At 57.2% G+C, this 15,434-nt stretch carries 14 protein-coding genes; 6 read left to right on the plus strand and 8 right to left on the minus strand.

Translation table 11 applies throughout. The features are described from left to right. Positions 1-86: 86 nt before the first annotated feature. The 4 genes from ACHZBS_RS07760 to ACHZBS_RS07775 all read right to left on the minus strand — a co-directional run bounded on the left by ACHZBS_RS07760 (position 87) and on the right by ACHZBS_RS07775 (position 5,236). Complete coding sequence (locus ACHZBS_RS07760) at positions 87-857, minus strand: acyl-CoA dehydratase activase (RefSeq protein ID WP_319405930.1); 771 nt, start codon at positions 855-857, stop codon at positions 87-89. Beyond that, the gene (locus ACHZBS_RS07765) at positions 854-2,089 is read right to left on the minus strand and encodes a 2-hydroxyacyl-CoA dehydratase family protein (protein WP_319405931.1); all 1,236 of its coding nucleotides are present in this window, start codon (positions 2,087-2,089) and stop codon (positions 854-856) included. Before ACHZBS_RS07765 ends, ACHZBS_RS07760 begins: the two co-directional genes overlap by 4 nt. A gap of 242 nt (positions 2,090-2,331) precedes the next feature. Beyond that, positions 2,332-3,450, minus strand: a complete 1,119-nt coding sequence (locus ACHZBS_RS07770; protein WP_319405932.1) for a 2-hydroxyacyl-CoA dehydratase family protein — start codon at positions 3,448-3,450, stop codon at positions 2,332-2,334. 67 nt (positions 3,451-3,517) lie between these two features. Then, positions 3,518-5,236 (minus strand): AMP-binding protein, encoded by a 1,719-nt coding sequence (locus ACHZBS_RS07775; protein ID WP_319405933.1) that lies wholly within the window; start codon positions 5,234-5,236, stop codon positions 3,518-3,520. 179 nt (positions 5,237-5,415) lie between these two features. On the opposite strand from ACHZBS_RS07775, the gene ACHZBS_RS07780 reads away from it, so the two are divergent. From ACHZBS_RS07780 to ACHZBS_RS07790, 3 genes are read left to right on the plus strand one after another with little or no spacing between them, the layout of a single operon-like run. Beyond that, on the plus strand, positions 5,416-6,039 hold the full coding sequence (locus ACHZBS_RS07780) for a TetR/AcrR family transcriptional regulator (RefSeq protein ID WP_319405934.1): 624 nt from the start codon (positions 5,416-5,418) through the stop codon (positions 6,037-6,039). Between the two features lie 15 nt (positions 6,040-6,054). Further along, the gene (locus tag ACHZBS_RS07785; protein WP_319405935.1) at positions 6,055-6,690 is read left to right on the plus strand and encodes a LysE family translocator; all 636 of its coding nucleotides are present in this window, start codon (positions 6,055-6,057) and stop codon (positions 6,688-6,690) included. Positions 6,691-6,714: 24 nt separating this feature from the next. Then, on the plus strand, positions 6,715-7,521 hold the full coding sequence (locus tag ACHZBS_RS07790; RefSeq protein WP_319405936.1) for a thioesterase family protein: 807 nt from the start codon (positions 6,715-6,717) through the stop codon (positions 7,519-7,521). Positions 7,522-7,578: 57 nt separating this feature from the next. On the opposite strand, the gene ACHZBS_RS07795 is transcribed toward ACHZBS_RS07790, so the two are convergent. Further along, entirely contained in the window at positions 7,579-8,391 is an 813-nt protein-coding gene (locus tag ACHZBS_RS07795; protein WP_319405937.1) for a DUF3786 domain-containing protein, read from the minus strand. 213 nt (positions 8,392-8,604) lie between these two features. Between ACHZBS_RS07795 and tesB the strand changes: the two genes are divergently transcribed. After that, positions 8,605-9,495, plus strand: coding sequence for an acyl-CoA thioesterase II (gene tesB / locus ACHZBS_RS07800; protein ID WP_319405938.1), 891 nt, complete (start codon positions 8,605-8,607; stop codon positions 9,493-9,495). A 180-nt stretch (positions 9,496-9,675) separates the two neighbouring features. Here tesB and ACHZBS_RS07805 read toward each other — a convergent pair whose 3' ends face one another. Next, positions 9,676-10,506, minus strand: a complete 831-nt coding sequence (locus ACHZBS_RS07805; RefSeq protein WP_319405939.1) for a M23 family metallopeptidase — start codon at positions 10,504-10,506, stop codon at positions 9,676-9,678. A 290-nt stretch (positions 10,507-10,796) separates the two neighbouring features. Between ACHZBS_RS07805 and ACHZBS_RS07810 the strand changes: the two genes are divergently transcribed. Next, positions 10,797-11,783, plus strand: a complete 987-nt coding sequence (locus ACHZBS_RS07810; RefSeq protein ID WP_319405940.1) for an aldo/keto reductase — start codon at positions 10,797-10,799, stop codon at positions 11,781-11,783. 144 nt (positions 11,784-11,927) lie between these two features. Here ACHZBS_RS07810 and ACHZBS_RS07815 read toward each other — a convergent pair whose 3' ends face one another. Together ACHZBS_RS07815 and ACHZBS_RS07820 are read right to left on the minus strand one after the other, a co-directional pair. After that, entirely contained in the window at positions 11,928-12,842 is a 915-nt protein-coding gene (locus ACHZBS_RS07815; RefSeq protein WP_319405941.1) for a DMT family transporter, read from the minus strand. A 136-nt stretch (positions 12,843-12,978) separates the two neighbouring features. Next, a complete protein-coding gene (locus ACHZBS_RS07820) occupies positions 12,979-13,821 on the minus strand; it encodes an isoprenylcysteine carboxylmethyltransferase family protein (RefSeq protein WP_319405942.1) in 843 nt (280 codons plus the stop codon). Positions 13,822-14,051: 230 nt separating this feature from the next. Here ACHZBS_RS07820 and ACHZBS_RS07825 point away from each other — a divergent pair, with 230 nt between their 5' ends. Next, positions 14,052-15,347 carry an MFS transporter gene (locus ACHZBS_RS07825; protein WP_319405943.1) on the plus strand — a complete coding sequence of 432 codons (1,296 nt, stop codon included), beginning with the start codon at positions 14,052-14,054 and terminating at the stop codon, positions 15,345-15,347. Positions 15,348-15,434: the final 87 nt, after the last annotated feature.

Below are 15,434 nucleotides of genomic sequence, written 5' to 3' on the forward strand. Positions count from 1 at the left end.
TCAGCATGTCTCCTGTCAAGGAGATGTCGATATCTTTTTAAATGGAACCCAAAAGCGGCAAGAGGGTCAGGAAACCGCACCGGCTGTCATGCGATATTCGCTGCGATCAGCGCGGCGCCGATGGCGCCGTTGACCTGGGCATGGGCGGAAACACGGATGGGTTTGCCGGATTTTTTCTCCAGCGCCCGGACTACGCCGATGTTCTTGGCCACCCCGCCGGTCATCATCACCGGCTCGGTGATGCCCACCCGGTTGGCCATGGCGATCACCCGGGAACCGATGGATTCGTGGATGCCGGCAATGATGTTCTCCCGGCGTTCGCCCCTGGCGATGAGGGAGATCACTTCAGACTCGGCAAAAACGGTGCACAGACTGCTGATGGCGGCCGGCTGGTCCGCTTCGAGGGACATTTCGCCGAAGGCATCCAGATCCACTTCCAGGGCACGGGCCATCACCTCTAGAAACCGGCCGGTACCGGCGGCGCATTTATCGTTCATGGCGAAGTCGGTGACCCGACCGGTGGTATCCATGGCAATGACCTTGCTGTCCTGGCCGCCGATATCAATGACACAGCGCACCGCCGGGTCCTGAAAATGGGCGCCGGCCGCGTGGCAGGTGATTTCGGTTACGGCCTTGTCGGCAACATCCACACTGTTGCGGCCGTAGCCGGTAGCCACGATCCGATCCACGGCATCCCTTTGAATATCCAACTCAACCAGCAGGTCGGTAAATACCCGTTCGCCGGCATTTCTGGCGTTGTACCCGGTAAGCATCACTTTCGATCCGATCAGTTCGCCGTCTTTCATCATGGCTGCCTTGGCGCTGATGGAGCCCACATCGATTCCAACCGTAATCATTTCAACACCTCCATAAAGGCATCGATGCGGGTCTCGATCTGGCTTTCGGAAAAGCTGCGGGAATCGGTCATATCCGCCTCGATCACCAGGGAGGGAATGCCCCTTTTTTCCTGAACGATGCGCTGAATGTCGTATTGCCCCAAGCTGTAAGGTTTACAACTGCGGTTGGAATGGATCACCAGGCCGTTTACACTGTATTTATCCACCATGTCCACCACCATGTCGGCCATCTGATCCGTACCGATGTTGATATAGACGCGCGAGTACCCCTGGGCCATGGAGCCGAGAAAATCGTTTTCGTCCAGGTACCTCAGTGTTCCGCACCATGACGAGGTATAGGTGTCCGCCACCAGGCAGGCGCTGTGGACGGCGAACTTATCCGACAGCCAGCGGGTGCGATACCACACCGGCAGATTGTCCCACAGCAGCCGGTAGCGTTCACCGGGTACGGCGGCGATTCCCGTGGCCACCCGGGTTTTCATCTCATCGAGCAGTTCCGTGTAGTAGTCGACCACGGTCTGGGTGCCGCGCAGGGTGACGATCAGGGCCAGGTGGAAAAAGGCATCGAAGGCACTCATGGGTGCCGGCCGGTGAACCGTGGTGTCCAGCACCTGCTGCCAGAGGCGCTGGCCGGCCATGGAGAGCCGACCCACCTCGGCCAGACGGTCGTGGTCCAACGTTTTCTTGCAGTGGGTTTCCAGAAAGATAATGTACTCATCCAGTTGGGCGCGGACATAGGCGTGGGCTTCCGGGGTGTATTCCGTGTGGTTGAAGGGGGTGTCCAGGATGAACAGGGGCACCTTGAAATAGCGGGCCTGGACTTCGTACCACTTGAGCACCGTGCCGCATATGTTGTTGCAGCACACCAGCATATCCGGCCGGGGTAGGCCGCCGATAGGGCCGCCGTTGACGGTGGCGCAGGCAATATCGGCCCGGGCGTAAGAGCACAGATCGCCGGCGTAGCCCATCTCCTCGGCCTTTTCGCACAGATTCACGCCCATCTTCGCGGCGCCGATCATGGCCCCGTGATTCTCCGGGTATACCGGGATCACATCCATGGCAATCAACGGCTCCACCGGTCCGCCGCTGGTGATCCAGGCCACCTTTTTACCGGTCTGGTCGGCGGTCTTGGCGTCGATATAGTAGTGGGTCATGATATCCTTCATGCGCCTGACCGACTTGATTTTGCGCTTTTCCTTTTCAGGATCGATCGGCTTTTCCGTACCGTTCATAAAAGTCTCCTGTAACTCGACGAGGGTTGGGTTATTTTTTTCATTTTTTGCGGGAAGCCGCAAGGTAACCGGGAATTCAGTCGTTCAGGACCCGATCAGAGTCTGTCAGGAAACGAGGATTTTCTTTCGAGATCAAGGCATGCGAAAAATTTTACCGCAGGCATATAGTCGATATTCCGAGGATTAAATTTTGAGCATAACGCCGATGTCGGAAAAAAAGACCGTTTCCTGATTGGCTCTTGCTATAGCATTTCCATAAAGGCCTCACACCGGGTCCTGAACTGCCCCTGGGAGGCGATCTGTTCTTCCAGCTCCACCAGCAGGCTGGGAATACCTTCGGCGTCCAGCATGGATTTCAGATAGGGGTAGTCGAAGGCGTGCGGATCGCAGAATTTCAGGAAGAGAAGAATAACCCCCTGGGCCCGGGATTCTTTAACCAGGCGGACCAGATCGTCGCCCCGGCTGGTAATGCCCGCATGCTTGGCCGGGCAGATGGCCCGGCGGGCATAGCGGTCGGCAATGGCGTCCATGGGATCGCCATCCGTCTCAACCAGGCCAGCCAACCCACGCGAACCGGTGCACAGGTCATCTCCCACCACGGCACCGCCGGCCGATTCGATGATGCCGTAGACGTCGGGCAGGTTGCAGACCCCCCCGGAGAGAAAGATGCGTTTAGCATCCGTTGATTCAGGTTCGGGCTGCCGCTCCAGCGTGTCTACCACCTGGGTCAGCCGGTTGAGAAAATCGTTGCGGTCCATGATCATGGACGCCCGCACAATCGTGTGAACGTCGCTGCCGGCAATCGCGCCGGGGCGATCTTTGCGGATCGTGTAAAGCCGCTGCATGGCGGACCGGACCCCGTTAGAGATGCCGATGGCCTGGTGCAGATTGTCATCGGTAATGGTTTTCCCCAGCGCCGTTTCCAGATCGGTCCTGGCTTTTCTCATGACCGCCGTCATATAGTCCCGGGCACTTGTCGTATTCAGCTTGACCGGCAACACCACGTCCAGATGGAAACCGGTTTTGGCATTCATCCGCCAGATGTCGGACAGCCGCTGGATCGAATCGCAGGTGTGGGGGAAGATGGCGCCGTCGAGGAAATCAAGTTCTCGATTCAATGCATCATCGAGAGCGCCGCGGACCAGGCTGCAGCTGTAGGTCTGAAGGTGGGCATCGGCTTTGGATATGCTCCCGCTGCCGCCGACGATGCGAAAGCCCAGGGCGCCCCCGGCAAGAATCAGCTCTTCCGGGGCATAGGAACACAAGGTGCCGATCACCTTGCCGCCGGTCTTTTCCTTCCAGCGCCGGGCATAGGCTTTCGGGTCCGCACAAATCTCTTTAAACCGCTCAATGGCTTCCATCGAGGTTCTCCCTGTATCGTCAAGTCGGGGTATGCGTATTGATTGATCGGTAGTGGCGCAACGCCCGTTATTCTCTGCACACATCAGTCGCATCGCCCATTTTTTCACGTTCTTCGGCGGCCAGCTGGGCAAAAGCGACCTTGCCCACAAGGGTCAGGGGCAGTTCGGCCCTGAATTCGATTTCGCGGGGACAGCTCCAGAGGATCAGGTCCTTGCGGCAGAAATCGATCAAGGTTTTTTCCAGCTCCGACCCGGCCTTGTCCGGATCTTTCAGTACCACGAAAGCCTTGACCCGTTCCACCTGTTTGGCATCCGGGACACCGATCACGCAGGCGTCCAGCACCTCCGGATGCCGGTACAACTGCTCTTCCACCTGGGCCGGATAGACGTTCATGCCCGAGGATTTGATCATGCGCTTTTCCCTCAGCCGGAAGTAAAAAAATCCGTCGGCGTCCATGGTGCCGATGTCGCCGGTGTGCAGCCACACCTTACCGTCCGGGTGGATTTGGAGGGTTTTGGCCGTCTCCTCGGGCTGGTCCAGATAGCCCATCATCACCGCCGGTCCGTTGAGGCAGATCTCGCCCTCTTCGCCGGGCGGCAGGGTTTCGGTAGTGCCGGAGCGGACGATCTTGGCTGACATATCCGGAAAGGGAATTCCCACGCTGTTTTCGCGGTACTCGGTCATCGGCATGGCCATGATAGCGGTGACCGCCTCCGTCAGTCCATACCCCTCGCGCAGTTGGGTGCGGCTTCCCTGCTGGTGGGCGACGGCCTCAAAGCGGTCCTTTACGCATCGGGGAAGGGTGTCGGCCCCGGAAAAGGCCGCCTTGATGCAGCTCAGGTCGGTTTTTTGGAACAACGGGTTGCGGTTGAGCGCTTCGAACAGCGTCGGTACGCCGACGATAAAGTTCGGCTGTTTGGCGTGGATCAGTTTGGCCACCGTCTCCGGCGTGAACTGGGGCACCATGATGCTTTGGGCACCGCCCATAAAGGCGGCATTGATGCAGACACCGAGGCCGAAGCCGTGGAACACCGGCAGGATCGCCAGAATCGAATCCCCGTCGGTCAGGTTTCCCCAGGCTGACACCTGCATGCCCTCGCAGATGAAATTGCGGTTGGAGAGCATGATGCCCTTGGGTTTTCCCGTCGTTCCGCCGCTGTAGAGAATCACCGCCAGGTCTTCGAAGCCGGCGCTGCCCTTCCCGGTCGGTGCATGGGACGCCGCCATCATCGATTTCCACCAGACCACTTTGGGATCGGCCGGAACCGCCGGTATCTTTCTTCCTTTGGTGAGGTTGAACCCCAGCCGTTTGATCCACCCGAGGTAGTCGGGAATCCTGGCCAGAATCAATATTTCCAGCCCTGTGTTTTCCCGGATCTGCTTGAACTTGCCGTAAAAAGCATCCAGGGTCAGGGCAAACCGGCTGCGACTCAGGTTGAGGTAAAATTCGATCTCGGTGGCCGTGGACAGGGGGTGGATCATGCTGGCCACACCGCCCAGCTTGTTGACGGCGTAAAAGCAGATCACGGCCTGGGGACAGGTGGGCATGGCGATGGTCAACCGATCGCCCTGCTTCAATCCCATCCCGACCAGGGCCGCGGCGCAGCGGTCGATGGCATCGGCAAACTGCCGATAGGTGGCGGTGGTGCCGAAAAAATCGAAGGCCGTCGCATCCGGGCAACGGGCCACCGTGCGCATCAGCGCCTCATACATGGTGACGCGGGGGTAGTCGATGGTAGTCGGAACGTCGCCGTAGAATGTTAACCAGGGTTTTTCTCGGACCATCGGTGAATCTCCTGTGGCAGAAATGGATGAGCAGGTGTCGCAAAGAAGTCTGCCGTTCCTAATATCGAACGTCGGTCGGGATGTCAACCGAGAGTTGCATTACTCGGCTGTTGATGGTACAGAAAACCTGCGCATTCTAAAATCAGGAATTCATAGGGTCGTCAATAAAGGCTGAATTCATGGCCGGCAGAGATACGCTGAACAAATTGAAGCAGCAGGAGCGGGAAATCCGCGAGAACCTGATCATCGATGCCGCCCGGACGGTATTCGGGTCCAGGACCTACGATCAGGTCAGCATGAACGAAATCGCCAAGGCCGCCGGCATCGCCAAATCCTCCATCTACACCTATTTCCCCAACCAGGAGGCGCTGTTTGTAGAAACCGCTTTCAGAGACACCGAGGAATTCATCGCTGCCTTGAAAAAGCGCATTCAGGCAGAGCGATCTCCCTCACTGGAAACGTTCATCAATGACTATCTGGATTACAACATCGAACATGATGCCCACTGGCGCATGATCACCCATTTTGCCCTTCACGGGAATATCGGTGAGGATTCTGCGGAAAAGCTCAATCAGATTTCCCGGCAGGTGATGGATCTTCTGGAGACAGTGTTAAAGAAGTTCGACTATAAAGGGGATACCCGCCTGCTCTCCCATACCCTGTTTGCCGCCTTGAGCGGCATCATGATCAGTTTCCGAAAATATCCGGGACGGACTGAACCGGCGCGCATCGCCCATATGAAGCGTATCGCCAAAATGGTTGAACAGATGCTCCTGATTTTTATTCGGCAGGACGAAAAGTAAAAAAGGGAGGTGCACATGCTCGGCATCCACGATTTTCCGCTGTTTGTGCTTTCGTGTATCCTGCTCAACATCACCCCCGGTCAGGATACCATGTACATCATTGGCCGCAGCGTTGCCCAGGGGAAGCAGGCCGGGGTCATGTCCGTCCTGGGCATCATGACCGGCGTGCTGGTCCATACCCTGCTGGCGTCTCTGGGCCTGTCCGTGATCCTGGCCACCTCGTCACTGGCATTTTCCATCATCAAGTATGCCGGAGCCGGTTATCTGGTCTGGATCGGTGTCGGATTTATCATGGACCGCAATAGTCGTTCAGCGCTGCCCGATGCACCCGCCTCGGCTCCCGATCCCTGGAAAATCTTTCAGCAGGGCGTGCTAACCAATGTGCTCAATCCCAAGGTGGCGCTTTTCTTTCTCTCGTTTCTGCCCCAGTTCGTCTCTGTTCAATCGGACCTGGTATTCCTGCCCTTTATGGTTTTAGGCCTGGTCTTTTTTACCACCGGCAGCATTTGGTGCCTGTTCCTGGTCTACGGTTCCGCCTGGCTGTCGGCGCGATTCCGTGGCCGCACGTCGGCTGCTGGCGTACTGAAAAAGCTCACCGGCGCGCTGTTCATCGGCCTGGGCATTCGGCTGGCCTTGTCCCAGGCCCGATAGCCGGTCGAACCAGAAAGGGCTGTCATGCCAGACACCTCATTTTCAACAATGCTTGCCATGGTTGGCGATGCCTCCAAAGGAATCCGCCTTCAACTTCCGGAAGACTGGATGCAGGGTCGGGCCGGATTCGGCGGGCTGGTGGGTGCGCTGGCCTTAACGTCCATGCAAAACCATGTCCCCCCGGCGCGCAAGGTGCGGAGCCTGCTGATCTCATTCGTAGGGCCGGTCGGACCGGGGGATTTTTCGATCCATGCCCGAGTGCTGCGATCGGGAAAGGCCGTCACCCATGTGGAAGCCAGGCTGGTTCAGCAGGAGGCGGTAAGGTGCGTGGTGATGGGCAGCTTTGGCGGCGACCGGGACTCCGGCATCCGGATCGACCCGGCACCGCGGCCGGAAATGGCCGGTCCCGCGGAGGCACTCGAACTGCCATACATCGAGGGCCTGACCCCGGCCTTCACGCGCCATTTTGCCTATCGGTGGGCGCTGGGCGAATTGCCTTTTTCCGGCAAAGGCGGCCACGAAATCGGCGGGTGGATCCAATTTCGCGAGCAAACCGATTGCCTCACCGAAGCGTGGCTGGTGGCCCTGGCCGATGCCTGGCCCACGCCGGTACTCGCCATGCTCACGGCCCCGGCGGCGGCCAGCACGCTGAACTGGGAGATGGGGTTCGTTCATCTGAACCGCCGGACCTGCACGGAGAATGACTGGTGGTGCTACCGCTCGGTGGCGGACAGCGCAGAAAACGGCTATGTTCACGAACGGGGCGCCATCTGGGACCCTGAAGGCCGGCTGGCGGTTTACAGCCGTCAGACATCAACGGTATTTGCATAGATCGTGCTCATCCACAAATAACCGATTTCCCCCTTTTCGGACCTCCGTCATCCGACTTCAGACTTCTGAAAACCCATGCCTGAGAGCCAGTTTGTGAAACATTTGGGTAAGCCCCGCACCCAAAGAGAAAATGGAGCCGATGTCCAGGTTCTGGTCCGCGGTTGCATCGAAAAAAATATTCAGGCTGGATCCAAGGCCTTCGTCCGGACGCCAGTAGCAGATCATGAGAGGCACCTTGGGCAGCGGGTGGAGCACCACGGAGATGTCCGACTGAAACTGCCGCGCCACCTGTCGTCCACTGAACAGGTGCACCACGTCGTCGAACAGGTCGGTGTAGCTGTCCGCCACCTGTTGCATGGCTTCTTCGCACCGTTTTTGAAACAACGGGTAACGGTCTTTACCGTTTTTCAGTTCTCGGAAGGAGACCCATTGACCGGTGGGCTCAACGCCTTTCCCGTTGAGCACGTAATCGAAGAAGGGCGCCGCCACCCACGGGTTGACGTGGATGTCTGAAGAAAGGTTGCCTTTCCCGTCGACGCTGAAATCCTTTCCCAGGATTTTCAAGGTCAGTCGGCCGTTTTGATATCGCCCGCCGGTTCTTTCGGCAGCCGACATCAGATCGAAACGGGAGATCTTTTGCTTCATCGTCTCGAGGAATTCGTCCCGGTTCGCTTCAAGGGTGTTCAATTCGGTGGGATCTCCGGACAAGCGCTCGATAACGGAAGGGTCCAGTTTCGGGCACTCATCGATTGTCCGGTGGCCCTGAAACACCGCGCCGGCAAAAGCCAGACAGGTTTTTTCACCGCACTCCCTGCAATTGGATTTGTCCAATCGTTTAAATATTTCCATGGCATTTTTCGGTGCCGGCATACGCGACCTCCCCGATGGCAGTCCTAGAAAGTGTTGGTTCACAGGTGCGTAATATAACGACACCGGTAAAATTTGTCACCCCTTGATGAAAGGGTGGGGTTGCTGCGAAACGAAATGCGTGACAGGTGCCGCCAAAACGGTTAAAACAGCAGATGCCATCTGCTCTTGTTATACTTGTGGACCGCAGTACCATCCATACCGGGAGGATCAACCATGAGTGTCTGCGTCGAGGGAAATGTGCTTGAAGAACTGCTGAAGCTGCTGAAGCTGGAAAAGATCGAAGAGAACATTTTCCGCGGCCAGAGCCAAGATCTGGGTTTCGGCAACGTTTTCGGCGGCCAGGTGCTGGGCCAGGCCCTGTCCGCGGCTTCCCAGACCGTTCCCGACGGGCGGCAGGCCCACAGCCTGCACGGGTATTTCATGCGGGCCGGCGATGCCAGAAAGCCCATCGCCTACACGGTGGACTGCATCCGGGACGGAAAAAGTTTCACCACCCGGCGGGTGGTGGCCGTTCAGAAGGGCCGGCCAATTTTCTCCATGGCGGCCTCGTTCCAGATCGACGAGCCGGGTTTCGACCACCAGGACGACATGCCTGCTGTCCAGGGGCCGGACGGCCTGGAACCGGAAATAAAAACCGCCCGCAAACTGGCCGACCACATTCCCCCGGGTATCCGGGAGAAGATCTTGTGTGAGAAGCCCATCGAGATTCGCCACGTCAATCCGATCAATCCGTTCAAGCCGGAGAAAAGGGCCCCCGTCAAATATGTCTGGTTCCGGGCGATCGGCCCCCTGCCCGATGACATGGCTGTCCACCACTACCTTCTGGCTTACGCCTCGGATTTCAATCTGGTGGGCACCTCCCTATATCCCCACGGACACACCTTCTGGGAACCGGAAATGCAGATGGCCAGTCTGGACCATGCCATGTGGTTTCACCGGGATTTTCGCATGGACGAGTGGCTGCTCTACGCGATGGAGAGCCCCAGTGCATCCCGTGCCCGGGGGCTCTCCATCGGCCGCATCTTTACTCAGGCCGGCCGGCTGGTGGCCACCGTGTCCCAGGAAGGGCTGATTCGCCACCGGCCGCAAAAAGATAGCCACTGACATAAGCGTGGAGAAAAGACGGGGAAACAAACGCGCAGGCGCCCTTTTCCGAGTTCAGAGAGATCATGCTCTAGCGGACAAAGGCCCACCCCGACGGGCCGGGAGAGCGTGCGGAGTATTACCTCTTCGGTTTACAACGCCCTCCAGGATTGGCCTGCCGATCCTGGAGGGCTTATCGGCTTATTGGGCTGCCGCCGTTGCTTCCGGCATGGGTGGCACCAGCAGTGACGGATCCAGGCGGGTCTCAAACCAGTTCATGCCCCAGTGCAGGTGGGGGCCGGTGACGCGGCCGGTGGCGCCCACCTGGGCGATGACGTCGCCTTGTTTGACCCGTTGCCCCTCTTTCACCAATATCTTGTGCAGGTGCATAAAGACGGTGGAAAGACCATGGCCATGGTCGACGATCAGGGTGCCACCGGAATAAAACATGTCGTCATGGGCCAGGCTGACCACCCCGTCAATCGGCGCCTTGACCGGTGTACCGGTGGGAGCGGCAATATCCACGCCGTAATGGGGCCGTTTGGGTTTGCCGTTCAGGATCCGCTGGCTGCCGTAAACCCCGCTGATCCTACCGGTTACCGGCCAGATGAACGGTTGCGAAAAATCGGTCCGGGGGTCGTCTTTTTTGCGGACTTCCTTTACCAGGGCGATGTCTTTGCGGATTCGTTCCAGGTCTTCGGCGGAAGGAGTGACTTTCCGCGGCGGCAATCCATCGATGCGCTGGATTTTATAGGACCGTTTTTCGATGCGCACCGGATGTTTTTCAACCGTGCCGGAGGGGAGATGAAGCTCAATCACCGCTTCCGGTTCCGCGTTTCTAGAAAAACCGATAACAAATAAACCTTCCGGTGAAACCCGGATTGCTTTTCCATGGAAATAGACGGTCGTTGCAGGCTCGACTTTGCCGATGGCCATGCCGCCTTGAACGAGATGCCCCTCCAGTGTAAATGCCTGGGCTGAAAAGGGCAGGCAAAGCACGGCCAGGATTGTGCCGATAATGATACGCTGCATAAGCTTCCTGTGTTATATATTTTTATTTGAGCCAATTTCAAAACGCCCCATTTCAGCCAATATCTGCGTTGGGCTCACATTTCAATCCTCGACGTAGCGCGGCTACGCCTGCGGTTGAAATGATCGCCTGCCTTGATCTTGACCGAACTGAAACGTTTTGAAACAGGCTCATCTATCTGTTATTTTGAGATAGCTGACGGTTAGCATCATACACGGGTTGGGCGTAAGATGGAAGGCCCGAGACATCAGGACAATGCCGACTGGCTGGGCCAAGATATCGGGGAGACAATATGCACACACGCCGTCTGGGAAAAAATCATCTTGACGTGACCGCTATCGGCCTGGGCTGCTGGGGTATGTCCCACGCCTATGGCCCTGCAGAGGAGAAGGAATCACTGGCCACGTTGGAGAACGCCCTGGACCTGGGGATTAATTTTTTCGACACCGCCGATGTGTATGGCGACGGGCACAATGAGAGCCTGATTGCCAAGGTGCTGAAAAGCCATCGCAGGGAAATGGTAATCGCCACCAAGTTTGGTTTTGTGGGAGACGAACACGGTGCGGTGGGCGTCTGCGGCCGACCCGAATATGTTGCCGCAGCTTGTGAAAAAAGTCTGCGACGGTTAGGTATCGATGCCATCGATCTATACTACTTGCACCGCCTGGACCCCTTGGTTCCCATCGAAGAGACGGTGGGGGCCATGGCCGATCTGGTGGCCCGAGGAAAAATCCGTTTCATCGGCCTTTCGGAAGTCTCTGCAGGCACGCTGCGCCGGGCCCACGCTGTTCATCCGGTCACTGCCCTGCAGTCTGAATACAGCCTCTGGCAGCGGGATGTGGAAATAAAAATCCTGCCCGCCTGCCGGGATTTGGGGATCTCCCTGGTTCCCTATTGCCCATTGGGCCGGGGGTATCTCACCGGAACGGTAAGCCCTGAAAAAACGTTTACAGAAAAGGATTATCGCCGGAATATCCCCCGCTTCGACGCCGAATCGATGAATCTCAACCAGCGCCTGATAGACCGGTTGGTCCACCTGTCGCGGACCAGCGGTCATACACCGGCGCAACTGGCCCTGGCCTGGCTGCTGGAAAAGGATTTGTCCATCGTCCCCATTCCGGGCATGAAGCGCAGAAGACACCTCAAGGAGAATGTAACGGCCACGGCAATCCAGCTTTCACCGGAAATGATCGAGACCTTGGATGCGCTGGGAGAGCAGGTGGCCGGCGAGCGGCACAATGCGGATAACCTGCGGTTTGTGGACAAGGAAAATGGCTAAGGTTGAAATTAACCAATAACAAGAAGTCAGGAGTCAGAATTCAGAATGGCGCTGTTGTCGCTTCGCTCCCGCGTATTTTAAATATAACGCAGCCGAAGCCAACCTCCTGACTCCTTGCTCCTGACTCCCTCAACCCCTTCAACCTCAGCTTGCTTGTTCAAGCCGTTTCTCCCGTTTCATCGTATTGGCCTTGAAACGGTTCAGGGCCACGGCGCTGCCTAAAATCAAAAAACCGCCGACCCAGAAGCGCCAGGATGCGGGATCTCCCAGAAAGGCGATGCCCACAATGGCGGTGAAGATCACCTCACTGGACATGAATACGCCGCCTTCCCATCCCCGGCAGTAGAAAAAGCCTTGGTTCATCAAAAGCTGCGCGGTTACCGAGACAAAAACGATGCCCAATACCATGGCCCACTCCGTAACCGTTGATGGAACCAGCGGAGCCATGGCAAACTGGGGAAAGGTCACCAGCATGCCCATGGTGCAAAAGTAGAGATAGATGATCACCGGGCCGTTTTTTTCACGAAGGGTCTTAATCAGGGTAACGGTCAAACCGGCGAAGGCGGCCCCGGACAGAGCCATAAGCTGGCCGAATAAATTCCCGTCCAGGCTGAAATCGAAAAGCACGGCGATGCCGATGACCACGACGGCAATGCAGGCGATTTCCGCTCTGGAAATGCGTTCGCCGTAAATCAGGTAGGAAAAGACGGCGGAAAAGGCCGGATAGGCGTAGAAGATCACCAGGGCGGTTGATACCGGAAGCAGGCGGATGGCGGTGACGATGGAAAGAAACGCCGCCGAGCCGGTAAATCCGCGGATGATCAGCAGCCGGGTATTATGACCCCGATAGGGGTTGCCCTGCCTGCCGAAGACCAGAAGCAGCACCGCGGCCCCACCAAAAAACCGATACCATCCGATGTGCCAGATGGTGAAGGCCGGACCAATCAGTTTAACCAGCATGTTAAGCATGGTGAACAATAATGCGGCGGCAAGCATAAACAGCGGCCCGGCAACGGCAGCATCCAGTTTGACCTGTTGCGGGTTGTTGGGTTGCGGCATCGGAGCGCCTTTTTTGTGCGGATTGACTTTACACGCGTCTATTATGGCAGTTCGGAAAAAGTCTCAACACCAAACATAAAAGGATCGGCAAATTAAGGGATCGAGGAATTGGGAATTCGAAATGATGGAATTCCCATTATGGGTGATTTTCCGGTTTGCCTGTGGAACCGGTCGCCAACGGCTTCAGGCTGGTGGGCAGCAGCATGGGTACCTTTTTCTGGTATGACCGGTAGGCCTCACCGAAACAGCCGACCAGATCCCGTTCCTCCATGGTGGCACCGATGACAATCCAGATGGTCCAGAGCCCATTGTGCAACAGCCGGTCCACCGTGAATATCGGACACGACCAGATAATGACCAGGCTGAACAGGTAGAGCGGATGGCGCACCCAGCGGTAAGGGCCGCGAATGGTTAACGGCGTGCTGACCGGTTTTTCGCTGTCGAACGCCCGCAAGGCCGGTTTAATACCCAGGGCATCGAAATCTCCTAAGGAACGGGCGCCCCACCAGGCGCCGGCACCGGTCGCCAGAAAAACCCCTATCATCGCCCATCGGACGGGTCCTGACGGTGTCCATAGTGCCGATCCCACCGGTTGCCACAGAACGCTCAGAAGCAGGAGGAAGGTGCCGGAAGCCGCCGCGTACAGGGCACCGTGAAAATCCGCGCGAACGGTCCGTGTCAGCCACAGACGAAACCCGCGGCGGACCATGATGCTGTGCTGGATGAAGAAAAGCAGGCACAAGAGCGCGTCCAGCAGCAGACGACCGGCCATGCCGAGTCCAATGGTCAACGGGACCAGCGGCCCCATAACCAAAAAGATCAGCCAGGCCAGCATGCCGCCGCCGCCGAGCACATAGGCCGCGGCCACCAGAAGGAAAGCGCCCGGTTTTTGCGATATCAGTTGCCCGCGGGAACCGTGCATAGCCTGGGCGTCGTTCACATCCGACAGTTTGCAGGTCGTTTTGTCAGGTCTCGTCATTTTGGGAAGTCCATTTTTTGCGCGGTGGAACGGGTTTCAAAAAATGTTTGTTAAAACACACTATAAGTCTGAAAGCGCCGCCCATCAAATTTAATAGGGTTCACTGGGATCTTTTCATAAACGGTATCTTGTGGCATGATAATCATGTTTTCCATCATTTCATTTCCACCCATTCCAATTTTAACCTAACCACCCGGCACATCGTGTATGACCCTTAAAGGAGCGCTGCAATGGCTGACCCGTCCGCACATCCCCTGTTCAGGTTTCGCTGGCTGATTTTTTCCATCCTGGCTCTGGCCTATTTCTTCGTTTATTTTCACCGGCTCTCCCTTTCAGTGGTGGCCGACAACCTGGTTAAGGATTTCGACACCTCCGCCGGCACCATGGGCTTATTGGGTTCCATCTATTTTTACTGCTATGCGGCCATGCAACTACCGGCAGGCCTGCTCTCGGATTCGGTGGGGCCGCGACGGACGGTCACCTGGTTTCTGATTGCCGCGTCGGCAGGCAGTATTCTTTTCGGATTGGCGCCCAACATCGAAACCGCCTTCGTAGGCCGCATCCTGGTCGGATTCGGGGTCTCCATGGTCTTCATCCCCACCATGAAAATTCTCTCCCAGTGGTACTACCCCCATGAATTCGCCTCCATGGCCGGCATCCTCAACGCCATCGGCGGAGCCGGCGTCATGGCTGCGACCTGGCTGCTGGCGATGATGACGGTGGCTTTCGGCTGGCGGCTCTCCTTTGAATTGATCGGCGGTTGCACCTTCGTTATCGCGCTCATGGCGTGGCTGATCATCCGGGATCGACCCCAGGACAAAGGCTGGCCGACAATTGGCGCCCTGGCCGTGAAATCCAGCGCTCCGGCCGCGGCGACCCAGACCATTCCCTTGCTGGCAGGGATGCGGCAAGTTGTCGGCAATCCGCATTTCTGGCCCCTGGCCCTGTGGTTTTTTTTCGATTGCGGTATCTTCTTCGGGTTCGGTGGACTGTGGGGCGGGCCTTTCCTGATGCACGTATACGGGCTTTCCCGCGAGTCGGCCGGCGCCGTTCTGAGCATGATCGCATGGGGCATGATCATCGGCAGCCCGCTGCTGGGCTTTATCTCCGACCGCGTGCTGAAAAGCCGCAAAAAGCCTTTTGTCATCTGCACGGCGATTCTCGTATGTGAAATGGGAACGCTTTACTTTTTTCCCGACCGCCTCTCGCTGCCCATGCTTTACGTGGCGTTTTTCGTCTTCGCCGTGTGCGCGTCATCCATCGTAGTGATCGGTTTTACGGCTACCAAGGAGCTGTTTCCGGTCGAGATCGCCGGCACCTCGGTGGGCACGGTCAACCTTTTCCCGTTTTTAGGCGGTGCCGTGTTCATGCCCTTTCTGGGGAACGTGCTGGATACATACCCCCGAAATGCCGTTGGGGCCTATGCGCTGGAAGGCTACACCACCATGCTTCTGGTGCTGTTGATTTCCGCGGTGATTGCCCTGATCTGCACGCTGATGATGAAAGAGACATTTCAAAGGCATTAAATTGAAATGGCGGTAGGCTGAAGAAGAACAGGATTTTTGCTATCTTTACAATGAAATCGTCAAAAAAAATAAGCAGGGTCACGAATG

Origin of the sequence: uncultured Desulfosarcina sp. (assembly GCF_963664155.2) — a bacterium.
In the GTDB taxonomy this organism is placed as follows: Bacteria; Desulfobacterota; Desulfobacteria; order Desulfobacterales; family Desulfosarcinaceae; genus Desulfosarcina.